General features: G+C 69.0%; 20 protein-coding genes. 4 read left to right on the top strand and 16 right to left on the bottom strand.

What is annotated here, in order from left to right; translation table 11 throughout:
- Positions 1-80: 80 nt before the first annotated feature.
- The gene (locus E1181_RS19595; protein WP_132676857.1) at positions 81-938 is read right to left on the bottom strand and encodes a class I SAM-dependent methyltransferase; all 858 of its coding nucleotides are present in this window, start codon (positions 936-938) and stop codon (positions 81-83) included.
- A gap of 307 nt (positions 939-1,245) precedes the next feature.
- On the opposite strand from E1181_RS19595, the gene rpsA reads away from it, so the two are divergent.
- Together rpsA and coaE are read left to right on the top strand one after the other, a co-directional pair.
- Positions 1,246-2,760: a 30S ribosomal protein S1 gene (rpsA, locus tag E1181_RS19590; RefSeq protein WP_132676855.1), complete on the top strand. Its 1,515-nt coding sequence runs from the start codon at positions 1,246-1,248 to the stop codon at positions 2,758-2,760.
- A gap of 164 nt (positions 2,761-2,924) precedes the next feature.
- Positions 2,925-4,112 carry a dephospho-CoA kinase gene (gene coaE, locus E1181_RS19585; protein ID WP_132676853.1) on the top strand — a complete coding sequence of 396 codons (1,188 nt, stop codon included), beginning with the start codon at positions 2,925-2,927 and terminating at the stop codon, positions 4,110-4,112.
- Positions 4,113-4,273: 161 nt separating this feature from the next.
- Here the strand turns inward: coaE and E1181_RS19580 are convergent, their stop codons facing one another.
- Together E1181_RS19580 and E1181_RS19575 are read right to left on the bottom strand one after the other, a co-directional pair.
- On the bottom strand, positions 4,274-4,756 hold the full coding sequence (locus tag E1181_RS19580) for a hypothetical protein (RefSeq protein ID WP_132676911.1): 483 nt from the start codon (positions 4,754-4,756) through the stop codon (positions 4,274-4,276).
- Between the two features lie 140 nt (positions 4,757-4,896).
- A complete protein-coding gene (locus E1181_RS19575; RefSeq protein WP_132676851.1) occupies positions 4,897-5,493 on the bottom strand; it encodes a DUF402 domain-containing protein in 597 nt (198 codons plus the stop codon).
- Positions 5,494-5,686: 193 nt separating this feature from the next.
- Between E1181_RS19575 and uvrB the strand changes: the two genes are divergently transcribed.
- Together uvrB and E1181_RS19565 are read left to right on the top strand one after the other, a co-directional pair.
- Positions 5,687-7,852 (top strand): excinuclease ABC subunit UvrB, encoded by a 2,166-nt coding sequence (uvrB, locus tag E1181_RS19570; protein ID WP_132676849.1) that lies wholly within the window; start codon positions 5,687-5,689, stop codon positions 7,850-7,852.
- Positions 7,853-8,574: 722 nt separating this feature from the next.
- Entirely contained in the window at positions 8,575-10,134 is a 1,560-nt protein-coding gene (locus tag E1181_RS19565) for an acyl-CoA dehydrogenase family protein (protein WP_235876884.1), read from the top strand.
- 67 nt (positions 10,135-10,201) lie between these two features.
- Here E1181_RS19565 and E1181_RS19560 read toward each other — a convergent pair whose 3' ends face one another.
- The 13 genes from E1181_RS19560 to E1181_RS19500 form a co-directional block, all read right to left on the bottom strand.
- The gene (locus E1181_RS19560; RefSeq protein ID WP_132676847.1) at positions 10,202-10,762 is read right to left on the bottom strand and encodes a GAF domain-containing protein; all 561 of its coding nucleotides are present in this window, start codon (positions 10,760-10,762) and stop codon (positions 10,202-10,204) included.
- Positions 10,763-10,799: 37 nt separating this feature from the next.
- Entirely contained in the window at positions 10,800-11,372 is a 573-nt protein-coding gene (locus E1181_RS19555; RefSeq protein ID WP_132676845.1) for a GTP-binding protein, read from the bottom strand.
- Positions 11,353-11,712, bottom strand: coding sequence for a DUF742 domain-containing protein (locus E1181_RS19550; RefSeq protein WP_132676843.1), 360 nt, complete (start codon positions 11,710-11,712; stop codon positions 11,353-11,355). The genes E1181_RS19555 and E1181_RS19550 overlap by 20 nt, the downstream gene beginning before the upstream one ends.
- 2 nt (positions 11,713-11,714) lie before the next feature.
- Complete coding sequence (locus tag E1181_RS19545; RefSeq protein WP_132676841.1) at positions 11,715-12,155, bottom strand: roadblock/LC7 domain-containing protein; 441 nt, start codon at positions 12,153-12,155, stop codon at positions 11,715-11,717.
- A 73-nt stretch (positions 12,156-12,228) separates the two neighbouring features.
- Positions 12,229-13,920 carry a sensor histidine kinase gene (locus E1181_RS19540; protein WP_132676839.1) on the bottom strand — a complete coding sequence of 564 codons (1,692 nt, stop codon included), beginning with the start codon at positions 13,918-13,920 and terminating at the stop codon, positions 12,229-12,231.
- Between the two features lie 403 nt (positions 13,921-14,323).
- The gene (locus E1181_RS19535) at positions 14,324-15,508 is read right to left on the bottom strand and encodes an acyl-CoA dehydrogenase family protein (RefSeq protein ID WP_132676837.1); all 1,185 of its coding nucleotides are present in this window, start codon (positions 15,506-15,508) and stop codon (positions 14,324-14,326) included.
- Between the two features lie 12 nt (positions 15,509-15,520).
- Positions 15,521-16,477, bottom strand: a complete 957-nt coding sequence (locus E1181_RS19530; protein WP_207922221.1) for a 3-hydroxyacyl-CoA dehydrogenase NAD-binding domain-containing protein — start codon at positions 16,475-16,477, stop codon at positions 15,521-15,523.
- Positions 16,474-17,223 carry an acetoacetate decarboxylase gene (locus tag E1181_RS19525; RefSeq protein ID WP_207922220.1) on the bottom strand — a complete coding sequence of 250 codons (750 nt, stop codon included), beginning with the start codon at positions 17,221-17,223 and terminating at the stop codon, positions 16,474-16,476. Before E1181_RS19525 ends, E1181_RS19530 begins: the two co-directional genes overlap by 4 nt.
- Entirely contained in the window at positions 17,220-17,993 is a 774-nt protein-coding gene (locus E1181_RS19520; RefSeq protein ID WP_132676833.1) for a crotonase/enoyl-CoA hydratase family protein, read from the bottom strand. Before E1181_RS19520 ends, E1181_RS19525 begins: the two co-directional genes overlap by 4 nt.
- Positions 17,990-19,180 carry a CaiB/BaiF CoA transferase family protein gene (locus E1181_RS19515; protein WP_132676831.1) on the bottom strand — a complete coding sequence of 397 codons (1,191 nt, stop codon included), beginning with the start codon at positions 19,178-19,180 and terminating at the stop codon, positions 17,990-17,992. Before E1181_RS19515 ends, E1181_RS19520 begins: the two co-directional genes overlap by 4 nt.
- Positions 19,181-19,312: 132 nt before the next feature.
- Positions 19,313-20,221: a LysR family transcriptional regulator gene (locus E1181_RS19510; RefSeq protein WP_132676829.1), complete on the bottom strand. Its 909-nt coding sequence runs from the start codon at positions 20,219-20,221 to the stop codon at positions 19,313-19,315.
- Between the two features lie 286 nt (positions 20,222-20,507).
- Entirely contained in the window at positions 20,508-21,434 is a 927-nt protein-coding gene (locus E1181_RS19505; protein WP_207922219.1) for an ABC transporter permease subunit, read from the bottom strand.
- On the bottom strand, positions 21,431-24,055 hold the full coding sequence (locus E1181_RS19500) for an alpha/beta fold hydrolase (RefSeq protein ID WP_235876888.1): 2,625 nt from the start codon (positions 24,053-24,055) through the stop codon (positions 21,431-21,433). Before E1181_RS19500 ends, E1181_RS19505 begins: the two co-directional genes overlap by 4 nt.
- Positions 24,056-24,707: the final 652 nt, after the last annotated feature.

The raw sequence follows: 24,707 nt of genomic DNA, 5'->3' as shown, positions 1-24,707 counted from the left end.
CGGCCGAGCGGTGAAGTCGCCTCCTCCACCGCCTGAGGTTCCGCTCCCCGCAGCGCCGAGCGAGCCGGCCGGTGGACGCCTCAGTCGAGCGCGCACACGAAGATCGCGGTTCCGGGGAACAGCCTGCCGCGGAGCGGGCTCCACTGCCCCCAGATCTGAGTGTGCCCCTCGGGCCACTCCGGTTCGATCAGATCGGTCAAGCGCATCCCGGCGCCCGACAGCGCCCGCACGAAGTCGCCCAGCGTGCGGTGGTGCTCGACGTAGGTGGCGCGGCCGTCGCCGTCGATCTCCAGGTAGGGGGTGCGGTCGAAGTAGGAGTTCGTCGCCGTCAGGCCCGTCGGCCCCGGGTCGTCCGGGAAGATCCACCGCATCGGGTGAGTGACGGCGAACACCCACTTGCCGCCCGGCCGCAGCACCCGGGCCACCTCGCGGAACACCGCGCCCACGTCGGCGACGAATGGCACTCCGCCGAACGCCGAGCAGGCCAGGTCGAAGCTGTCGGTGGCGAAGGGCAGCAGGTCGGCGCTGGCCTGGACCAGCGGCACGTGCGTCCCGCTGCGCTTCGCGGCGTCGACCCCGTGCCGCAGCATTCCGGCGGAGATGTCCAGGCCAACGGCCTGGGCACCCTGCCCGGCCAGCCAGCGCGCGCACGACGCCGCACCGCAGCCGACCTCCAGGACCCGCTTGCCGCGCACGTCGCCGAGCAGGCCGGCGTGCTCCTCGCGCAGGCCCTCCGGGCACCAGACGAAGTCGTCGTCGCCGAGGAAGTCGCCGTGCTCGGCGTGGTAGTCGTCGGCGTCGGCGTCCCACCACAGCCGGTTCGCCGAACGCGACTCCGCGGCGTCCACGCTGCGCTTGCGGACACCGACCGTCCCCAGCAACTGCTCAGCCGAGCTATTCTGGGAGCTGGCGTTTTCCGGCTCGTCGGGATGTGTCAAGGATTCCCCCGGGTGAAGGTGGTTCAGGGCGTGGACGTGAAGAGATTGTGTCGCGCGTCCGAAGCCCGTCTGCCATCCAGGGGTACCGCGGTTTGCCCGGCGATCGAGAAAGCGCGTACGATACCGCCCGCGCCGTGGGTCTTTTTCTCGGCGGCTTCCGCGGCCCGGTTCAGACCGGGTTGTGAAGGCCGTTCGGCAAAACGGAATCCGCAGGTCCGGCTACCCGCTGGACCGGACGAAACCGGCCGTGGCGCGGCACAAGCGTAGAACCAGCGACCAACCTATCCGTACCGGAGCAACCCACCTGATGTCCACCGACACCACCACCGTCCCGACTGCAGCCGCCACCAAGCCGCAGGTCGCAGTGAACGACGTCGGGACGGAGGAGGACTTCCTCGCCGCCGTCGACCAGACCATCAAGTACTTCAACGATGGGGACATTGTTGAGGGCACCATCGTCAAGGTCGACCGTGACGAGGTGCTGCTTGACATCGGCTACAAGACCGAGGGCGTCATCCCGTCCCGGGAACTGTCGATCAAGCACGACGTCGACCCCGCCGAGGTCGTCACCGTTGGTGACTTCGTCGAGGCGCTTGTTCTCCAGAAGGAGGACAAGGAAGGCCGACTGATCCTCTCCAAGAAGCGCGCCCAGTACGAGCGTGCCTGGGGCACCATCGAGGAGCTCAAGGAGAAGGACGAGCCCGTCAAGGGCACCGTCATCGAGGTCGTCAAGGGCGGCCTCATCCTCGACATCGGACTGCGCGGCTTCCTGCCGGCGTCCCTGGTCGAGATGCGTCGTGTCCGCGACCTGCAGCCCTACGTCGGCCGCGAGCTCGAAGCCAAGATCATCGAGCTGGACAAGAACCGCAACAACGTGGTCCTGTCCCGTCGCGCCTGGCTGGAGCAGACCCAGTCCGAGGTCCGCAGCGAGTTCCTCAACCAGCTGCAGAAGGGCCAGGTCCGCAAGGGCGTCGTGTCCTCCATCGTCAACTTCGGTGCGTTCGTCGACCTCGGTGGAGTCGACGGTCTGGTGCACGTCTCCGAGCTGTCCTGGAAGCACATCGACCACCCGTCCGAGGTTGTCGAGGTCGGCCAGGAAGTCACCGTCGAGGTCCTCGACGTCGACATGGACCGCGAGCGCGTCTCGCTGTCGCTGAAGGCCACCCAGGAAGACCCGTGGCGTCAGTTCGCCCGCACCCACGCGATCGGCCAGATCGTGCCGGGCAAGGTCACCAAGCTGGTGCCGTTCGGTGCGTTCGTCCGCGTCGACGAGGGCATCGAGGGCCTGGTCCACATTTCCGAGCTGGCCGAGCGCCACGTGGAGATCCCGGAGCAGGTCGTCCAGGTCGGCGACGAGGTGATGATCAAGGTCATCGACATCGACCTCGAGCGTCGCCGGATCTCCCTGTCGCTGAAGCAGGCCAACGAGGGCTTCAGCCCCGACTCGGAGTTCGACCCGACCCAGTACGGCATGGCTGCCGAGTACGACAACGAAGGCAACTACATCTACCCCGAGGGCTTCGATCCGGAGACCCAGGAGTGGCAGGAAGGCTTCGAGTCGGCTCGCGAGGAGTGGGAGCGCCAGTACGCCGAGGCGCACACCCGCTACGAGAAGCACATCGCGCAGATCACGAAGGCCCGTCAGGCCGACGCCGAGGCCGCGGCTGCCGCGGCCGCCGGTGGTGGCGACGACGAGCAGCCGGCTCCGACCGGTGGCGGCAACTACTCGTCGGCTTCGAACGACGAGCAGCAGGACAGCGGCTCGCTCGCGAGCGACGCCCAGCTGGCCGCCCTCCGCGAGAAGCTCTCCGGTGGTGCGTGAGCACTGACGCCTGAAGGCTGAAGTCCGAAGCGGCCCCGCATCCCCCGTGGATGCGGGGCCGCTTCGCGTCTTGGGCTGCTCTGGTCCGTCCAAGAGCAATGTCCGGTTCGCCCGACCAGAACTGCCCCCTCACAGACGGGTGATCAGCTGGCAGGATGTAGCGCATGTTGCGCGTGGGTTTGACCGGAGGCATCGGATCGGGCAAGTCGACGGTGGCTCGGCGGCTGGCCGAGCTCGGCGCGGTGGTGATCGACGCCGACGCCCTGTCGCGCGAGGTCGTCGAGCCCGGCAGCGCGGGGTTGGCCGAACTGGTCGAGCGGTTCGGCGAGGCGATCCTGGACGAGTCCGGTGCCCTGAACCGGCCGGCCCTGGCGGCCACGGCGTTCGCCGACGAGCAGTCCCGGCTCGACCTCAACGCGATCGTGCACCCCAAGGTCGCCGAGCTGACCGCGAAGCGGATGGCCGAAGCGCCCGCCGACTCGGTGCTGGTGCACGACATCCCGCTGCTCGTGGAGGCGGGATACTCCCCGCATTATCACCTGGTGATCGTCGTCGATGCCGATGAGGACGTCCGGGTGCGGCGGCTGATCGAGCGCGGGCTCGCCGAGCACGACGCACGCGCGCGCATCGCCGCCCAGGCCACCGACGAGCAGCGGCGCGAGGCCGCCGACGTGTGGCTGGACAACGCGGGCTCGGTCGAGGACCTGCTGACGAGCGTCGACGAGCTGTGGCGGGACCGCCTGGTGCCCTTCGAGCAGAACATGCGGCACCGTCGGCGGGCCCAACCCATGCCACCGAAGCTCGTCGACCGGGATCCGGAGTGGGCGGCCCAGGCCCGGCGGCTGATCGCTCGCGTGGAGCGAGCGGCGGGGCAGCGCGCGGTGCGCGTCGACCACGTCGGCTCCACCTCGGTGCCGATCACCGCCAAGGACGTCATCGACCTCCAGCTCACCGTCCGCACCCTCGCCGACGCCGACGCCCTGGCAGAACCACTGAGCGACGCGGGCTTCCCAGTCGTGCCCGGCAGCGACCACGATCACTCCCACGACTTCGCCCCGGAGCCGGAGCAGTGGGCCAAGCGCCTCCACGCCGCGGCGGATCCCGGTCGCCACGTGAACCTGCACGTCCGGGTCGAGGGCACCGCGGCCTGGCGGGTGGCCCTGCTGTTCCCCGACTGGCTCCGGGCGGACCCCCAGGCCCGCGAGGACTACCTCGCGACGAAGCGACAGGCCGCCGAGGCTCACGCCGACGACCAGGACCACGAGGGCTACGCCGAGGCCAAAGAACCCTGGTTCGCCGCGAACCTCCCCAGAGCCATGACCTGGGCAGACGCCACCCACTGGACTCCCTGATCCTTCGTTCCCACCGCCGGGGTCCCGGATCTCAGTGGAAATCGGAACCCTGAGTTCCACTGAAATCGGAACCCGGACTTCAGTGGAAGTCGGAGGCCCGGGTTCCACTGAAATCGGGGACCTGGGTTCCGTGGAAATCGGGGACGGCTTGTGGGGGCGGGTTACCAGGGGTCGAAGATGCCTCGGTAGGCGAGCCACTGGTCGATCGACCGGTGGAGGCTGACCTCGTCGAGCGTGCGGTGGACCGTCTGGAACGCGTAGTCGGCCTCGCTCTGGCGGATGGCGCCGGTGGCCACCGCGGAGGCGAACTCCGCGGCCCTGGTGATGCGGGGCCGACCCCGATCCGAGAGCTCCAGGCCGAGCAGGAGGTCCGTGGTGGCCCAGGAGCGGGTGTCGCGGTGGATGGTGACCGCGGTGAGCGTGCTCGGGCTCGGGCGGGAGTGCCGGTTGCGCGGGCGGAACTTCGTCAGGCGCAGACCCAGGTCGGCCAGTATCCAGGTGACCTCGACGTCGTGCTCCGGGGCCTGCGGAGTCGGGCACTCCACGGCAAGCCCCCACCGCTCGACGTGGCAGACCTCCAGCTGGTGCACGTAACCGGAAGGATGTCTGCGCTGCGAGCTGAAGAGATCGATGACTTCCATCATTTTGGGGGAAATCGCAGCGCTCACAGTTTCAGAGAGTAGCCGCGAAAACCGGCAACGAGATCATCAGCACCGGTTTTTCACATAACTTTTCCGCAATGGTCAGTGGGCGCCGAGAATTGCGCGGGGACCAGCGGTGATGATCACTCCGCTGGCGGTAGCGAACGCGGCCCGGGTACGGGATCTTGGGTGGGTTGTCCACTCCACGACAGCTCGATGTCGTTGGTGCGCAACCACTTCGGCAGGTCGTAGCCGCAGCGGGTGATCCCCTCCAGCGCCGCGGTGGCCCGCCGCATCGCGCGCTCGGCCGTCTCCGGTTCGAGAAGTCCGGATTGGACCGCGAGCACGAATTCATCGACGTCGAGCAGTTCCACGCCCCGACCCTGGCGCACTTCCAGATCCAGGTAGTGGTCGACGGTCCGCCATTGGGTGTCACTCGATTCGACGTCCACCAGATCGAGGTAGTAGTCGAGGTCGCGTTCGAAACCGGGCCGCCAGTACCAGCGGGTCACCCGCAGCCCGAGCGAGGGCAGCAGCCACGACTCCAGCGCGGCGATCTTGGGCTGCCCCGGCAGCGGCCGGGCGAGGTAGAGCCCGAAGGGCTCGCGGCGGAAGCGGCTCACGGTGCGCACGTGGCCTTTGGGGTCGGTGTTGGTGCCCGCCGAGAGGTCGAAGACCTCGGTCTTCGGCGGATGCACGGGCAGTCCCAGACGCTCGGCGATCTCCCGCTGAGTGGTCACAACGACACTCTAAGCGACGGCATGAGGCGGGCGCGACGTCCGAAGCACGCCGCGCCCGCTATCTCTCTTCCACTGTTCGCAGGTCACCTCCCATCGGTCGGGGCCGGTGACGCATCCCATTGTCCGCCCTCATCGGCCGGATGGCACCCCGTGACGCAACATGATGTCGGTGGTGGCTCGTACGCTGGGCGACGTGGCTTTTGCGACTGAGCGCCCTGACGACTCCGTGCTGGCGCACTCCGAGTTCCGCCCGGTTGGCGACATCCCCCGGACCGACGCCCGGTTCCGCATGGTCAGCGACTACGACCCGGCCGGGGACCAGCCGCAGGCCATCGAGGATCTGGAGCGGCGGATCAACTCCGGCGAGAAGGACGTGGTGCTGCTCGGCGCCACCGGCACCGGCAAGTCGGCCACCACCGCGTGGCTGGTCGAGCGGGTGCAGCGCCCCACGCTGGTGCTGGAGCCGAACAAGACGCTGGCCGCCCAGATGGCCAACGAGCTGCGCGGGTTCTTCCCGGACAACGCCGTGGAGTACTTCGTCAGCTACTACGACTACTACCAGCCCGAGGCCTACGTCCCGCAGACCGACACCTACATCGAGAAGGACTCCTCGATCAACGAGGACGTCGAGCGGCTGCGCCACTCCGCCACCTCGAACCTGCTCTCCCGCCGGGACTGCGTGGTGGTCTCCTCGGTGTCCTGCATCTACGGCCTGGGCACGCCGCAGTCCTACCTCGACCGCGCGATCCCGCTGGCCGTCGGCGGCGAGATCGATCGCGACGTGTTCCTGCGCGCGCTGGTCGACGTGCAGTACAGCCGCAACGACATCGCCTTCGCCCGCGGCACCTTCCGGGTGCGCGGCGACACCGTCGAGATCATCCCCGCCTACGAGGAGCTGGCGGTGCGGGTGGAGTTCTTCGGCGACGAGATCGACCGGCTCTACTACCTGCACCCGCTGACCGGTGAGATCGTCCGCGAGGTGCAGGAGCTGCGGATCTTCCCGGCCACCCACTACGTCGCCGGTCCGGAGCGGATGGACAAGGCGATCCGCGCCATCGAGGGCGAGCTCGAAGACCAGCTGGGTCGGTTGGAGAAGCAGAACAAGCTGCTGGAGGCCCAGCGGCTGCGGATGCGCACCCAGTACGACATCGAGATGATGCGCCAGGTCGGGTTCTGCTCGGGCATCGAGAACTACTCGCGGCACATCGACGGCCGCGAGGCGGGTTCGGCGCCGGCGACGCTGATCGACTACTTCCCGGACGACTTCCTGCTCATCGTCGACGAGTCGCACGTGACGGTCCCGCAGATCGGCGGCATGTACGAAGGCGACGCGTCCCGGAAGCGGACGCTGGTCGAGCACGGCTTCCGGCTGCCCAGCGCGCTGGACAACCGGCCGCTGACCTTCGAGGAGTTCTCCGACCGCATCGGCCAGACCGTCTACCTGTCGGCCACGCCCGGCCCGTACGAGATGGCGCAGGCCGGCGGCGAGTTCGTCGAGCAGGTCATCCGCCCGACGGGTCTGATCGACCCGGAGGTCGTCGTCAAGCCGACCGAGGGCCAGATCGACGACCTGGTGCACGAGATCCGCGAGCGCGCCGACCGCGACGAGCGGGTGCTGGTGACGACGCTGACCAAGAAGATGGCCGAGGACCTCACCGACTACCTGCTGGAGCTGGGCATCCGGGTGCGCTACCTGCACTCGGAGGTCGACACCCTGCGGCGGGTGGAGCTGCTGCGGCAGCTGCGGCTCGGCGAGTACGACGTGCTGATCGGCATCAACCTGCTGCGCGAGGGCCTGGACCTGCCGGAGGTCTCTCTGGTGTCGATCCTGGACGCCGACAAGGAGGGCTTCCTGCGCTCCGGGACGTCGCTGGTGCAGACCATCGGGCGTGCCGCGCGCAACGTCTCCGGCCAGGTGCACATGTACGCCGACCGGATCACCGATTCGATGCAGCACGCCATCGACGAGACCAACCGGCGCCGTGCCAAGCAGATCGCCTACAACGAAGAGCGCGGCATCGATCCGCAGCCGCTGCGCAAGAAGATCGCCGACATCCTCGACCGCGTCTACAGCGAGGCTGAGGACACCGAGGAGTCGGTGTCGGTGGGCGGTTCGGGCCGCAACACCTCGCGCGGGAAGAAGCCTTCGGGCGAGGCGGTGGCCAGCGCCGGCCTGCTGGAGGACCGCGACATCTCCGGGATGCCGCGCGCCGAGATGGCGGACCTGGTGCAGCAGCTCAACGACCAGATGATGAACGCCGCGCGGGAGTTGCAGTTCGAGCTGGCGGCCAGGTTGCGCGACGAGATCGCCGACCTGAAGAAGGAGATCCGCGGAATGGACGCCGCAGGCATCGAATGAGCCGCGATCGCGGAAGGTGATCAAGATCTCGCCTTCCGCGATCGGGCGTGCCCGCCGGGTTTCAGCCCGCGACGGGCGTTTCGAGCCTACTGCCGAGTTCTGCTCGTGACCTCGGACAATTCCCGTTCCCGTCCACAGAGGACTTGGATTTCGAGAATCCGCACTCCGGTTAAGGTGATTTCCTTACAGAGTTCTCAGGTTCTCGCCACCAGCGGTGATTACGGTCCGTTGTTCGGCTCACCGCAAAGGGGGTACCCCGAATTGGTGGGCTACGGTATTTTCCCACTCCGGCTGTGCTCACGTGGACAGTGCCGGCTTGCGAAGAAACGGAGTTTTCGCCATGGATCTCGACCGATCGCCAAGACCTCGTACCCTCCGGGGTCCGACGGCGATCCGATCCGAGATCGAGCCTGCGTCACGTGAACGCGGCAGGACTGGGCAACCTCGACATCCCCAATGCTGAAGACGTGCCGCCTCCTTCTCTCCGGTAGATCAACACCGTGGTTGCGCCCCGGGCATCCCCACTGCTCGGGCCGGTGTCAGCGCGCGTCTGAAGATGGGGTCGCCCTCTCACCTCAGCGGAACGAATGAGACGACGAACGCGGTAATCCACCCGCGCCGAATTCCGGTGCGGTGCCCGTTCGTCCTATCAAACGTGCCCGAATCCCCCCCATTCGCGACCACCCCCTCGCGAGAGCCTTTCCCAGGAAGGACCAAACGGAATGGAGTCGACCGAAAGCGGTTCCCCGCACCCCGGCGCGGCGTCGGAGATGCTCGATTTCCTGCGCAGGTACAGCAGAGAGCAACTCGACTCCCGGCGAATGGACGAGCGTCGTGGCTTCCAGCTCTCCCTGATCCCCGACCTCGCCAACGCGGGCCTGTTCGGCGTGCAAATCCCCAAGCGCTACCAGGGTCAGGAACTCTCCCATTCCGACACCCTCAGAGTGTGGAGGCAGGCCGGTGCGATCGACTGCAACCTGCTCATCCTGCTCGCGGTGCACAACACCCTCGGCGTCCCACCGATCCAGGACTTCGCCAGCGAGGACGTGCGCTCGGCCGTGCTGCCCGAGCTCGCGCAAGGCCGGAGGCTGGTGACCAGCGCGATCAGCGAGCAGAGCATGGGATCGCACGTGCGCGCGATCTCCAGCAGCGCCACCAAGCAGCCGGACGGCTCCTATGTCCTCAACGGTGGCAAGCAATGGATCTCGCTGGGTGCCGACGCCAACTACGTCAACGTCTTCGCGCGTCTGACCGACGAGAACGGGCAGGACGCCGGGATCACCGGGTTCCTCGTCGACTCCTCCTCACCCGGTTTCGTGCGCGGACCGGAGGTGGTCACGCTCGGCCTCAAGGCCGTTCCGCAGAACAGCCTCAGCCTGGAGAACCTGCACGTCCCGGCCGAGCGCCTGCTCGGCGAGGAGGGCAAGGGCCTGGTGGCCGCCAAGACCGCGTTCACCCGGGGCAGGCTCATGCTCGCCACCGGTGCGCTCGGCGCGGCGATGCGAGCGCTGGAGCTGACGCAACGCTTCGCCCGGCGTCGCGAGGTCGCCACCGGCAACCTCGCCGAGAACGGCCGCATCCAGCAGATCATCGCCGAATCGGTGGCCGCGACGCAGGCGGTCGAGACGTTGGTCGAGCACATGGCCGACCGGCTCGACTCCGGTCGCGAGCTCCCCGAGCCGTTCTACTTCGCGGCGAAGATCCTCGGCTGCGAGCTGATGTGGCAGGTCGTCGACCGGTGCGTGCAGCTGCTCGGCGCGCGCGGGTTCGTCGACACCAACGTCGTCGGCCAGTTCTACCGCGACTACCGGCTGTTCCGGATCTTCGAGGGCAGCACCGAGGCCATCACGGTCTACCTCGGGTCGACGATCCTCAAGCACCCGCAGCAGTTCTTCTCGATCTTCGACGACTTCGACGTCGACCCGAAGCTCGCCGAGCACGTGTCCCGGATCGACAAGCTGACCACCACCACGACCGCGGATGGGCAGCAGCGGCACATCCTGGCCAGCCAGATCGGTGAACTGGCCTGCTGGGCGATCATGGCGGTGCTCACCGCCGACGGGCGCAACCGCTCCTCGATGTACTCCCACACGGCGTCCTGGAGCGAGCAGCAGCTCCTCGACAAGCTGCGCGTCGCCGAGGACAGCAAGCCGTTCGTGGAGCTGCCGACGGTGGACGAGCTCGCTCGCCACATCGGCGAGTTCGAGCTGTCCATCGGCAACGTCGAGCAGCGCAGGCCGGGCATCCAGCACGACCTGGACCTGCTCCTGCGCCGGGGCTGAGGACCGCGGAGAGCATCGAGGGGGCGGGACCGCCGTGCCGGTCCCGCCCCCTCGTCGCAGGTGGTGCTCAGCCCGCCTGGCGGTCCCGCTCGCGGCGGTGGATCAGATCGACGCCTTCGCCGGCCAGCGCCTTGATGGCGTTGAGGCCGTCGCGGCCCCACGGGCGCACCTCGCTGTCGATGACGCAGACCGTGCCCAGCGCCATGCCGGTGCGGTCGATCAGCGGAGCCCCCAGGTAGGAGCGGACGTTCATCTTGTCCACGACGTCGTTGCCCGCGAAACGCGGGTAGTCGCAGACGTCTTCGAGGACCAGCGCCATCCGGCGGGCGATGACGTGCGGGCAGTAGCCCGTCTCCATCGGAGCCGAACGCGGGTCGGCGTCGGAGTTCGGGTCTTCCATCCCCGCCACCTTGGTGAACAGACCACCCAGGTACTGGTGGGTGTCGGTGATGAAGTTGACCATCGCGTTGGGCACGCCGAGGGTCTGGGCGACGCGTTGCGCGAACGCGTCGAACTCGGGATCTCCGGCGTCGCCCAGGCCGAGCTGGCGCAGCCGCGCCGCACGCTCGTGCGCGTGCGCGTCGACGGGGCTGAAGTGCCGGTGTCCGGCAGCATCGAAGGTCGTCACGAGAAACTCCGATTGAGTTGGGGGATTCGGGGCGGGGTCATAAGGCGCGGGTCTCCATCACGTGCTCGATCAGCTGCACCAGCACCGAGGCCGCGGAGCGGCGGTCGCGCGCATCGCAGAGCACGACCGGGATGTGCGGTTTGATGTCCAGCGCTCGCCGCACCTCCTCGGGCTGGTAGCGGAAGCTGTTCTCGAACTGGTTGACCGCCACGAGGAAATCGATTCCGCGTCGCTCGAAGAACTCCACGGCCGCGAAGCAGTCCTCCAGCCGACGCGTGTCGGCCAGGACGACCGCGCCCAGGGCACCGTCGACCAGGTCGTCCCACATGAACCAGAACCGGTCCTGACCCGGCGTGCCGAACAGGAACAGCACGATGTTCTGCGGGTCGAACGTGATTCGACCGAAGTCCATCGCCACGGTGGTCGTGTTCTTGTCCCCGACGCCGGTCAGGTCGTCGTGCCCGACGCTGGCGACGGTGAGCGTCTCCTCCGTGGTCAGCGGCTCGATCTCGCTGACCGAATGGATGAACGTGGTCTTACCGACTCCGAACCCACCCGCTATGAGGAACTTGAACGAGGTCGGGAATGGCTCAGAGCTGTTGGAGCCCATTCAGCAAAGCCTCCAGTTGATCGCGCTTCGGCACGTCGGCGGGTGCGTGGGTGGTGAGCGCTCCCCAGTCGATGAGATCGGAGAGCAGGACTTTGGTGACTACGGCGGGTTGCCGCAGGTGAGCAGCGACCTCGGCGACCGAGGTGGCGTGCCGGCAGAGCGTCAGCATCTTGGCGTGAACCGGTTCGATGCGTTCCGGTGAGAAGCGCCCTGTGGACCGCACCAGCGACTGCAGGGACAGCGGTTCGCTGGGTTCGGTCCGGCCGTTGGTCAGCGAGTACGGGCGCAGCAGCGGTCCGGCTTCGTTGTCCAACCACGGTTTGTCCGATGGTCCGGGCATGCTCACCTGCCCATCTCACCGGTGCTCCGCGCGGCGGTGGGCTGCCGCATGGGGGTAGCCAGGTGGTTCGGGACTCGCTTGACGAGCTGGGCGATCTCGTAGCCGAGCACCGCGGCGTCGGCTTCCGGGGTGGCCAGCACGACGAGCACGGCACCGCTACCGGCGGCGGAGACGAACACGACCAGGTCGTTGAACTCGACGACGACCTGGCGGACGCCACCACCGTCCATGCCGAAGCGGCGGCCGCCGTTGCGGGCCAGCGAGCACTGCGCGGCGGCCCAAGCGGCGAGGGCGTCGGCCTCGTCGTTGTCGAGCCCTCTGTAGTACCGCTTGATTCCGTCGGTCGAGGCGAGCAGGGCACAGCGGGTGTGCGGGACTCGTCGGAGCAGGTCGGCGAGTAGCCAACTCAGGTCGGACGACGAGCCCGCTGCGTCATTGGCCATTGTGGAAAACGTCTCCTGACTCTTCTCACTGCGCGGGGGCAGATCTTGTGCGGGGGAGGGGTGTGGTGCGGGGTCAGCCCTGGCCTGGTTTGTCGTCCGAAACGCCGCCCTCGACACCCGAGCGGAAGGACGCGTACAGGCTGGGGCTCGGTCCGCCCCGCGGCTTCTCCTCGGGCGTGGAGGAGCTCTCCGCGAGCTGCGGGACCAGGTAGCTGCGCGTGCGGTCGCGCCGGGGTAGCGCGGGCCGTTCTGCGTTGTCGGCGTTGACCGGACCGGAGGTCGTCACCGGGGGAGCCTCCGGCACGGCGCCGGAGTGGCGCCCGTAGGGGTTGTGCTGCTGCTGGGCGGGGCGCTCCTCGCGGACCGCTGGCTGCGGCCCGGTCGCGTGGACGGGCTGCTGGCCGGTGTGGCGACCGCTGTTGAACGTCTGCGCCGGCGAGGGCATCAGCGATCCGCGCGAGTCGTGGCCGTTGACCTGCGGTTCGACGGTGGACAGCACGCTGCTGGAGCTCTGCGCGGCGGACTCGTCCGGCTCGATGTCGGTCTCGCCCAGCAGGTTGTTGGGGATGACCACGTGCGCGTCGGTGCCGCCGTACATGTTGTTCTCGAGCTCGACGCCGATGTGGTGCCGGTGCGCCAGCTGCGCCACCACGTACAGGCCGATGCGGCCGTCGCGCAGCTGCGCGTCCCGGTCGACGTCGTCGGGGTTGGTGAGCAGCCCGTTGAGCGTGACCCGGCTGCGCTGGTCGATGCCCAGGCCGCGGTCGCGGATGTCGATGGCCAGACCGGCGGTGACGATCTGGCTGTTGATGCTCACCTGAGTGTCGGGCTCGGAGAACGCGGTGGCGTTCTCCACCAGCTCGGCGATGAGGTGGATGACGTCGGCGACGGCGTGGCCGTGCAGCGTGCCGTCGACCGGCGGGATCACCTTGACGCGGGCGTAGTGCTCGACCTCGGCCACCGCGGAGCGCAGCACGGTGTACATCGCGACCGGCTTGCTCCACTGCCGCCGCGGCATCGAACCACCGAGCACGGCGAGGGATTCGGCCTGCCTGCGCACGCCGGTGACCAGGTGGTCCACCGCGAACAGGCCCTTGAGCAGGTCCGGGTCCTCGACCTGCTGCTCCAGCTCGTCGAGCCGCTGGATGGCGCGGTGAGCCAGGGACTGCACGCGTCGGGCGAGGTTGGCGAAGACCGCGACGCTGGGGTCGATGTTGGCCTGCGCGGGCTCGCTCTGCATGCGGACCAGCGCGAACTCGACGGCCATCTGGGCCTGCCGGAGCTCGTGGGCGAGCAGCTCGTAGGGGTTGCCGGTGACCGGCTCGCCCGTGGGCCACTTCGGCGCGGGCTGCTGGCCGGACTGGATCTGCTCGACGAGCTGGGGCAGTTCGCGGGTTCCCTGGGCGACGGTGCCGCGCAGCGACTCGATCCACTGGTGGGAGTTGCGCAGCGACTCCTGCAGCCTGGCCTGGGCGTCGTGGCCGGATTCGTGGATGCGCCGGTCGACGTCGTCGGCCAGCGTGTTCGCGCGCAGGTATCCGATGACCACGACGGCGATGCTGGCGACGATGCCCACCGCGAGGACGGTGTAGCGCAGTTCGGGCGGAGGGACGAAGACCAGCGTGACCGCCGTGGCGGTCCCGATCAGCGCCGTCGCGGCCAGGGACGCCACGACCAGCCGCTGCAGCTTCGCCCGAAGATCGTTGTGGGGTGGGGCTTCGGGGGCTCGGTCGGTTTGGATCGCGGGTAAGGGGCTTTCAGACATCAGCGTCCTTGGTACGGGGTTTTCGGTGACGGGCACCGCGGTGCCGAAACGTCGGGGGCGCCACCGGGGACTACTGGTGCTCCACTAATGATCAAAAGTATCACTCGGCGTGATGATAGTGCGCTCGGCCGCTGAATTGGACCTTTCCGCTCAACGATGCCTCCATTGGGCGGATGGACGATTTGAGCGCGAGGCCGTAGGAAGGCCGCCCACCTCGGAAATCGAGGTGAGCGGCCGTCTCTCGGGGGGACTGCGTAAATTTTTGGTTGAGATCGGGAGGACTGGAGCGCAAGTACCCGAACGGGTCTCATCTGAAGCGGACATCGGTGGGCGCGCTCCCGAGCGGAGCCGCTGAGGTTCCGCTAGCCGCACCGCCGAGCAGGTCGGATTCCGAAGCCGGTCCTCACGCGAAGGCGCTGTGGCCGGTGATCGACTTGCCGACGATCAGCGTGTTCATCTCCCGGGAGCCCTCGAAGGAGTAGACCGCCTCGGCGTCGGCGAAGAACTTCGCGATCTCGTGGTCCAAAACGATTCCGTTGCCGCCGAACAGCTCCCGGGCCCAGGACACGACCTCGCGCATCTTGGTGGTGGTGAACGCCTTGGCCAGCGCCGCCTGCTCGGCGCTTCCGGAACCCTGCGCCACCAGTTCGTTGAGCCGCACCACGACGCCGAACATGGCGGTGATGTTGCCCAGCATCTTGACCAGCAGGTCCTGGATCATCTGGAAGGCGCCGATCGGCTTGCCGAACTGCACGCGGTTCACCGCGTACTCGCGAGCCAGCTCGTAGGCGCGCACCGCCACGCCCAGCGCTTGCCACGCGACGCCGCCGCGGGTCATGGCCAGCACCTTCGCGGTGTCGCGGAAGCTGTTGACCTGCTGCAACCGGTTGGCCTCCGGAACCCGCACGTCGGTGAGGGTGATGTCGGCGTTCTGCACCGTGCGCAGCGCGATCTTGCCCTCGATCTTGGTGGCGGTGAAGCCGGGAGTTTCCTTCTCCACCACGAAGCCCTTGACGTTGCCGTCGGCCTCGTCGCGCGCCCACACCACGATCAGGTCGGCGAAGGTGCCGTTGCCGATCCAGCGCTTGGCGCCGTTGAGCACCCACTCATCGCCCTCCTTGCGGGCGGTGGTACGCATGCCGCCGGCGACGTCGGAGCCGCCCTCGGGCTCGGTCAGCGCGAACGCGCCGATCCGGTTCATCTCCACCATGTCCGGGATCCAGCGATCGCGTTGCTCCTGGTCACCGCCGTGGTAGATGCTTCCCATCGCGAGTCCGGTGTGGACGCCGGAGAACACGGCCAGCGACGGGTCGATCCGGTTGAGCTCCAGGCTCAGGAAGCCGGTGAACAGCGGGCTCCGCGGCTTGCCGTCGCCGTGCTCGGCGAACTGGTAGCCGGCCAGCCGCAGCTCGGCGAACTTCTCGACGACCTCGAAGGGGAACTCCGAGGTGTCCCACGCCTGGTTGGCCAGCGGCTTGACCTCGCGCTCCAGGTACTCGCGGATCTCGGCGAGCTCGGTGCGCTCGGACTCGCTGAGCAGGTCGTAGAAGCCGAAGAAGTCGGGGTTGGTGATTGCGGGCTTGGGCATCGTCGTTCCTCGTCAGATCGTTGCGTCCGCGCCTGTTTCGATTCCGAACAGGGCGTGGTTGAGTGCGTTGTGCTTGCGGTCGCGCAGGCGCGCGCGTTCGCGGTAGGACTCCGGGCCCGCGCCGTAGGCGGCCTCGGTCTGCTCGACGATCGAGGTGATGGTGGGCTCGTCGAGTTCCGGCCGTCCCAGCTCGGCCCAGCGGTCGGCCATGCCCACGCCGAGGTGGGCCATCATGTGGCGGATCCCGCCGGGGCCGCCGCCGAGGTGGAAGCTCTCGAACGGGCCGATGGTCGCGTAGCGGCCGCCCAGCGACGCCTTCATCACGGTGTCGAGTTCCTCGGCGGACACGACGCCCTGCTGCACCAGCGAGATCGACTCGCGCAGGAGGGCGCTCTGCAACCGGTTGGCGACGGACCCGTCGACCTCCTTGTGGATCCGCACCGGCGTCTTGCCCAGGTCGCGGTAGAAGGCGATCGCCTGCTGCACGACCTCCTCGGCCGTCGCGCCGGGCACGATCTCCACCAGCGGCACCACCTGCGGCGGGTTGAACGGGTGGGCGATGAGCAGCCGCGCGGCCACGTCCTCGTCCAGCTCGGCGGCGATCGCGGAGGCCACGATCCCGGAGCTGGAGGAGGCCAGCACCGCATCCGCGGGGGCGTGCCGGGCGATCTCGGCGAACAGCTGCTGCTTGAACTCCAGCCGCTCCGGCCCGTTCTCCTGCACCAGCTGCGCGTTCTCCACCGCCTCGGCCAGGTCGTCGGTGGCGGTGATGCGGCTGCGCAGCGCGGTGACGTCGGCACCGGGGATGCTCTCGGCGAGCATCGGCAGGGCGTCGTCGACGGCCGCGTCGAGGTCGTCGCGCGGATCGGTGACCCGGACCTCCAGGCCGGCGTGCGCGAACAGCGCCGCCCAGGCCAGGCCGATGGTCCCAGCGCCCACCACCGCGACGTTCGTCCACTTCGGACTCATGACTGCTTCCTCTCCGCCAGGTAGTCGTGGACGGGCTCGACTCCCGACAGCGTGAGATCGGTGATGATGTGGCTGGCCGAGACGACCTCGCGCACCGGCAGGTCCGCCAGCGGTGCCAGCGCGTGCTCGAACAGCTGCAACCGCGCGGGTCCGGTGAAGGCCTGCTTGACGGTGATGTCGGTGATGCGGGTGCGCACGAGCTCGGCGATCCGCGGCCGGTGGTCGTAGCCGGGGACGAGCTTGAGCATGAACGTCGGCACCGTGATCTCGGCCTCGGCGGCGGCGAGATCCATCGGGAACCACTTGTAGCCCATCGTCGCCGTCGCGACCCGCTGCGAGCCGTAGTCCAGCGTCCCCACCAGCGCGGAGTTCTCCACCTCGAGCGCGGGTTCGCCCATCACCTTCGGGTAGGCGCTGGCTTCGCGGCCGGCGGCGGTGGCGGGGAAGTTGTTCAGGTACATCGCGTGCAGGTACTCGCCGCGCTCCTCGCCGAAGCGCACCGGAATCGCCTGTCCCGCCTCGACGTACGGGCCGAACGAGGTGACCTCGCCCATGTTCATGATCTCGAAGCGCACCAGCGGCTCGTCGAACTCCAGCGGCTCGGGAACCACCGCGCGCAGCGCCTCGGGGTCGGTGCGGTAGACGACGTTGAGGTACTCGCGGTCGGTGAACCGCGCGACCGCCGGTGCGTAGGCCGGGGCGCCCAGCGGGGTCGCCACGCGGCGCAGGATCTCTTCGCTGTTCACTGTCCCGTCCACTTCGGTGCGCGCTTCTCGGTGAAGGCCCGGACGCCCTCGGCGAAGTCGGCGGACTCGTGGAGACCGCGGATCTCGCGGCGCTGGGCGGCGAACGCCTCCGGCTCGGGCAACCGGTCGGAGTGCCGGACGACCTGCTTGACCGCGGTCAGCGCCAGCGGCGCGTTGGCGGTCAGCTCCTCGGCCAGCTCCAGCGCGGCGTCCAGCGCGGCGCCGTCGTCGGCGACCCGGTTGACCAGGCCGAGCTCGGCGGCACGGCCGGCGTCGATGCTGCGGCCGGTCAGCAGCAGTTCCATGGCCAGGTGGTGCGGGATCCGCTTGGGCAGCCGGATCGCGCCGCCACCACCGGCGATCAGCCCGCGCTTGACCTCCGGCAGCGCGAACGTCGCGCCCGAGGACGCGACCACCAGGTCGCAGGCCAGCGCCAGTTCGAAGCCGCCGCCCATCGCGAAGCCCTCCACGGCGGCGATCAGCGGTGTGGCGCTGTCGAACTCGGTGATCCCGGCGAAACCGCGGTCCTCGACGCTGGGGGATTCCCCGCGCGCGGCGGCCTTGAGGTCCATGCCCGCGCTGAAGGTGCCCGCCGCTCCGGTCAGCACACCCACCCGCAGCTGCGGGTTCGCGTCGAGCTCGTCGACGGCGGCGGCGATGCCGTGCGCGACGTCGGCGTTGATCGCGTTGCGCGCCTCGGGCCGGTTGATGGTGATGACCAGGGCGTTGCCGCGGGTCTCGGTCCGCACGGTCGTGTTCGGTGTGGTCATGCCGCGTTCCCCTCGTTGCGCTCGTCGAGTTCGGTGAAGACCGCGTCGGTGTCCTGGCCGGGGATCGGCGGGTGCAGTCGGATGGAGGCCGGCGTGGCGGAGAACTGGATCGGGACCCCCACCTGCCGGTAGCTGCCCTCGGTGGGGTGCTCGGCCAGGTCGAGCAGGTGGCCTTCCTGCACGTAGGGGTCGTCGGCGGCTTCGTCGAGCCGCAGGACCGGGCCGACCGGGATGCTGTGCTCGGTGCACACCTGGACCCACTCGGCGGTGGTCAGCGTCGGCGTCACCGACTCCATGAGCTCGACCAGCGCCGTTCCGTGCTCGCGGGCGTCGATGTAGTCGCCTGCCAGGCGCGGATCGGCGGCGAGGTCGTCGCGTCCGGCGGCGGTGAACAGGTCGCGGAAGTTCTTCGGCGAGTAGGGCATGATCATCGCGAACCCGTCCTTGGTGGGGCGGGCGCGGTGACCGGTGGTCATCGACAGCGGGAAGCCGGTGTCGGTCTTCGGCGGTTCGAAGATCCGGCCCTGCAGGTGCTCGACGAGGTTGAACGCCAGCATCGTGTCGGCCATCGGCACCTCGACCAGCTGGCCCTGCCCGGTCGCGCGCTGGTGCACCAGCGCGGCCAGCGCCGAGTAGACGATCGTCAGCGCGGCGACCTTGTCGCCGAAGATGCTCGGCAGCACCACGGGCTTGCCGATGTCGCCGGCGCGCTGGGCGAGGTCGAGCAGACCGGAGGCGGCCTGCACGGTCTCGTCGTAGGCGGCGAGCTCGGCGCGGTCGGAGTCCGGGCGGAAGCCCTGCGCGTGGGCGTAGATCAGGTGGGGGTTGTCGGCGGCGAGGCTGTCGTAGTCCATGCCGAGGCGCCGCAGCGCGTTGATGCGCATGTTGGTTATCACGATGTCGGCGCTGCTGATGAGGTCGCGGGCGCGCTGGGCGTCGTCGGCGTCCTTGAGGTTGAGCGCGACGCTGCGCTTGTTGCGGTTGACGTTCATCGCCAGCGGCGTCATGCCGGGGGTGCGGTGGACGTTGCCGAGCCTCGCGGTGTCCTTCGGCGACTCGATCTTGATCACGTCGGCGCCGAGGTCGCCGAGGATCTGGGCCGCGTACGGGCCCATGACCACGGTCGACAGGTCGATGACACGCACGCCGGCCAGAGGGCCGGAGGCGTTGTCGGCGGGGGTTGCCATCACCACTCCTAGTGCGTCGGGAAATCGTCCCGAATCGACTTATTTGCTTCGCTAACTACGTTAGGTCGGCTGTGGAGCGGTGTTCAATTGATCAGTGGAACCGTATCGCGAACAATGGCGTGACCACAGCGGTCACGCCGCCGGTTCAGTCATCGATTCCTTCGCGGCGGCGATGAGTTCGTGCAGTTCAGGCTGCTCCTCGGTGCGGTCCTGGCGCCAGATCAGACCGGTTGCGAGGCTGGGTGAGAAATCCTGGATGGGGAGCACGGTGATGTTCTCGTCGCGCATTTTCTGCATTCCGCTCTTCGGGTCGAGCATGGAAATCGCGAATGCTCCGCGGTTGGCGATGACCTCCGCCGTGCTGCCGTAATCACCGGTGTCCAGCGTCATCCGGCGGTGCACTCCGGCGGCGGTCAGCCGCGCCTCCAGCTCGTCCCAGTAGTCCGGCAGCATCCGCGCCACCGGGCGCACGTAGGTCAGCCCGACCAGCTCGTGCAGCGACACCGCCTCGCGGCCGGCGAAGTCCGCGGCGGGCAGCACCGCGCCCAGCGGCTCCCGCATCAGCTCGAACACCTCGATGCCCTCGGCGTGCACCGGCAGGTGCACCAGGGCCATCGCCAGCTCGCCCCGCTGCACCCCGAGCAGCAGTTCGCGGCTCCCGCCGGGCCAGCGCTTCAGGTCGCACACCTCGGCGCAGCGGCGGGTGAACACCGTCAGCCGCTCCCGCAAGGTCGAGTGCAGGCCGGGCGGAACGCCGAGGTAGACGACGGGCCGGTGCCGTCCGATCGCTTCCCGCAGCCGCCACGGCACGTCGTCGAACCGGCTCAACGCGTCCCGCGCGATCGGCAGCAGCGCGGTCCCGGACTCGGTCAGCTGCACGTGGTGCGAGTCCCGCTCGAACAGCACGGTCCCGAGCTCGCGCTCCAGATCCCGGATCCGCTGGCTCAGGGGAGAGGTGGCCATGTGCAACGACCGCGCGGCGCCCGAGAAGCTCAGCTTCTCCGCCACGGCGACGAAGTACCGAAGATGAAAGATCTCCATCGCCCAACAACATTACGCCGCCAGACCCAACCCACTACGCCACACGCCCAACCCATCCCTCGTCGCACACCCACCCAGGTGCCGTCCCCGACCACTTACCCGGAATACCGCAGTAATCATGTCTCGGATTACTGCGGTATTCCGGTCCCCGAACACGGCAGTGCTCCGATCCCCGAGTACGGCCGCAATCAGGGACCCGATTACGGCCGTATTCCGGTGCCTGATTACGGCGGTATTCCGGGTTCTGAGGACGGTCGTGATCCGGGGGTGTGTGGCGGGGGAAGGGTTAGCTGGTGATGTCTTTTCGGTTGAAGCGCCAGATGGCGAGGGTGGTGAAGACCGCGGCGTAGGACAGGGCCGAGAAGCAGCCGGTGATCATCGACGAGGGGTCGATGTCCTCGCTGAGCAGGTCCGAGTAGGCCGTGGAGAAGTGGGTGGGGAGGTAGTTGCGGAGGTCGCCCAGGGCGGAGATCTGGTCGATGATCTCCGAGAGGATGGAGATCAGGACCGCTCCACCCACCGCGCCCAGCGGAGCGTCGGTGTTGACGCTGAGGAACAGGGCGAGCCCGGCGATCCAGCTGAGGTGGACCGCGACGTAGAGCGTCGCGGCGGCCAGGCTCAGCACCCCGCGCGGGAAGGTCAGGGCTTCGCCGGTGGTGCTGATGAGGTCGCCGGTGCCGAACCAGAGCACGCCCACCGCCAGCGCCACCCCGACCAGCAGGACCACGCCGAGGACCGACAGCAGCGCGGCGACCTTCGCCTTCTGCCGCAGCAGCCGCATCCGCGGAACCGGCGCGGCGAGCAGGTACTTCAGGCTCGACCAGGACGCCTCGCTGGCCACGGTGTCGCCGAAGAACAGCGCCACCACCACGACCAGCAGGAACCCGGTCGAGGCGAACAGCGTGAACACCGCGAAGTTCAGCCCGCTGGCGGTGGCCATGTCGGCGAAGCTCCGCCCGCCGCGCGAGTCGTCCTCGCCGAGCTCGAACGCGGCGAGCAGCAGCAGCGGCAGCAGCACCAGGAACGCCAGGGTCAGCCGGGTGCGCACCCGCCGCAGCTGGCGCGCCAGCTCCACCCGCAGCGGCAGCGTCCGCTTGGCCGAGTAGCCCTCCGCGGCGCCGTCGGCCTGCGGGACTCCCAGCACGGGCGCGCGCACCAGCGCGGTCTCCGTCTCCGGTACCGCGACCTCGGTGGGGGTTTCGTTGTTGCTCACCGCTGTTCCTCTCCGACGAGCTGCAGGAAGGCGTCCTCCAGGCGGCGCCTCGGGCCCACCTGGTGCACCGAGACACCCGATGCGACCAGCACGTTCACCGCGACCGCGGCCTTGTGCCCGGCGAGGTCGGCGTGCACCAGGTCGTCCTCGATCTCGACCAGGCCCAGCCCCTCGATGGTGCGCAGCGCCTCGGCGGCCTCCTCCGGGTCGTCGACCCGGAAGGTCGCCTCCCCGTTGACGGCCGTGATGTCGGCGACGCTGCCCTCGGCCACGAGCGTGCCGTCCTGCATGACGATCACGTGCGTGCAGGTCTGCTCGACCTCGGCGAGCAGGTGGCTGGAGACCAGCACCGCGCGGCCGGTGGCGGCGTAGCGGCGCAGGATCTCGCGCATCTGGTGGATCTGCGGCGGGTCGAGCCCGTTGGTCGGTTCGTCGAGCACCAGCAGCTCCGGCAGGCCGAGCATCGCCTGGGCGATCGCCAGCCGCTGCTTCATGCCCTGGCTGTAGGTGCGCACCTTGCGCTTCGCTGAGCTCTCCAGGCCGGAGATCTGCAGCACCTCGTCCAGGTGCGCGCGCAGCATCGGACGGCCGGTCGCCGCCCAGTAGTGCCGCAGGTTGTCCAGGCCAGACAGGTGCGGCAGGAAACCGGGCGACTCCACCAGAGCACCCACCCGCGACAGCACCGGAGCACCGGCCTGCAGCCGGTGACCGAAGATGCGGACCTCGCCGCGACTCGGCCGCAGCAGCCCCAGCAGCATCCGCAGCGTGGTGGTCTTGCCCGCGCCGTTGGGACCCAGCAGGCCGACGATCTGACCGCGCTCCACCTGGAAGCTCAGGTCGTCCACCGCGGCCTTCTTGCCCGGGTAGGACTTGGTCAGCCCGGAGATCACCAGCGGCGTCTCCGCCAGCCGCGCATCCGGGTCGTCGTTGAACTTGCGGCGGATCGCCGAGATCACCCACAGCAGCAGCGCCAGCACGAACACCAGCCCGATGCCCACCAGCGGGCCGACCGGGACCGAACCTGCGCTGGAGGACGTCGCGTGCACCGACGGGATCGACACCGTCCGGTCGCCGGCCAGCGCCACCAGGTGCGCCGACGGTTCCCTCGGCAGCGCGTACGCCTGGTCGGTGGTGGCGACCGCGAGCTCGATGCGGTGCCCCGTCTCGATCGGGTGCACGACACCGGGCAGCGCGACGTCGAACTCGACCGGGCTGCCGTCCGCGGGCACGTCGCTGATGTGCAGCGGGGACACGGCGTTGCCGAGCAGCTGCCGCTGCCCGTCCGGGCCGACGTCGTAGAGCTTGGCGAACAGCACCGCGTCGGCGGGCTGCGGCTGGCCCGGCACCGCGGCGATCGCCAGCCGCGTGCGCGGCGTGCCGGAGATCAGCGTCTGCTCCTCCAGCGGCTGGGTGCGGAACACCGCCACCTGGCCGGGCAGGTCCCGGGCCAGGGACTGGCCGAGGCTGCCCGCCGCGTCGAGCACCTGGCCGGCGCCGGGCAGCGCGCTCGTGGCCGCCGGGGAGCCGCCGGGCGGGTTGATCACCGGCGTGACCGGGCCGTCCAGCGGAAGCGAGTAGCGCGGCGTCCGGGAGTCCCGCAGCCCCGGGTAGGACGGCGCGGTCATGGTGCGCACCGGGATGTCGCCGTCGCGCTGCGGCCGCCCGGCGATGTCGAACTGGAAACCGGAGCCGGGGTCGGGAACCGGTGGCACGCCGCCCAGGTGGAAGGCGAACCAGTCGGCGACGCGCCCGCGCACGTCGGGGCCGGGCGGGTTGCCGTCGTGGCCGCCGGCGAACCAGATGGTCTTGACCTCGGCGCCGGCGGCGGAGATCTGCCGCGCGTTGGCGTCGGACTGGTCGAGCCCGAACAGGGTGTCGCGCTCGCCCTGCACCAGCAGCGTCGGCTGGGTGACCCGCGAGTTGTAGGTCTTGGGGGACGACTTGGCCAGCAGGTCCAGCGTCTGCTGGCTCGCGCGTCCGTACTGGGCGACCTCGGAGTAGGCCGCGCACACGGCGGGGATGAAGTTCCCGCAGGTCAGCGGCGTTCCCGCGGTGGGCCGGGGTGCGCCTCCGGCGGAGAACAGCAGCCCGGTCCACGCCTGCCTGAACACGCCCTCGGGGTTGAACGAGCCGTCTGCCGGGGTGGCTCCGCCGATGCGCACCTGGCTGGCGTTGTTGGGCAGCAGCGCCTGCCCGAGGTCGTTGTAGGTCATCACCGGCGAGATGGCGTCCACCCGCGGATCGGTGCCCGCCAGCATCAGCGCCAGCGCGCCGCCGTAGGAGGCGCCGGTGACACCGACGCGCGGATCACCGTCGCCGTCGCGCAGCACCTCCGGTTGGCGGGCCATCCAGTCCAGCAGCTGCCGGGCGTCGGCGACCTCGTAGTCCGGGGAGTTCAGCGCGATCTGCCCGGTGCTGCGGCCGAACCCGCGCGCCGAGTAGGTCAGCACCGTGAAGCCGCGCCGGACGAGTTCCCGCGCCTGCTCGGCGGTGTCGGCCTTGCTGCCGCCGAAGCCGTGGGCCAGCAGGATCGCCGGCGCCGGGGTGTCGACGGGGGAGTGGAGCGTGACGTCGATCTGCACTCTCTCGGTGCCGCCCGGGCCGTCGAGCACGTCGACCATGGCCTCTCGGGGAGCCGGGGGCTGCGCCGCCGGTTGCAGCGGTTGCACCTGGCCGGACCACAGGAACGCCCCCAGCACCACTAAGAGGACGCAGGGCAGGGCGAGCAGGTACAGGCCGGTTCGGCGACGGGGGGAGGCGGACACGGCATTGACAGTAGGTGAACGGAGCGGCACCGGTTTCATCCAGACGCGGAGGGAAGGCAAGACGCTATGAACCAGAGACCAAAGCGCAATCGGACACCTCGTCGTGCCCGCCTTCGTGTGGTCTTGGCCGCATCCCCGCGTGCGGTGCCCGAGTGATCAGGCCGTGGCGATACTAGCGATCATCGGTGTGAACGCAATGCCCCCGGATCGGGGAGCGCGCGCCACCCGCATTGCCCCGTTCAGCGGTCCCACCTAGGTTCGATCCGTGACTTGCGTTGCAACTGGTCACCCCACCTGGTGCGGGGACCCCGGCATAAGTGACAATCTTGACGAGTGGTGGAGGGGAGTATTCCTTCGCGACGGTGTCGTCATCACGGAACTTGCCTGGTCAAGCCCGGTGCCGTCGACCGATAAAGCAGATCGGTGGAAGAGACCTCCGGTCCCGGACGTGTACGCCCTGAACCGGAGGTGATTGATGGGTGCCGACCTGTTGTTGCGCGCGGCCCCT

The sequence above is a fragment of the Saccharopolyspora terrae genome, from assembly GCF_004348435.1.
Classification (GTDB): Bacteria; Actinomycetota; Actinomycetes; order Mycobacteriales; family Pseudonocardiaceae; genus Saccharopolyspora; species Saccharopolyspora endophytica.
This window is presented reverse-complemented; position numbering and strand designations above follow the sequence as displayed.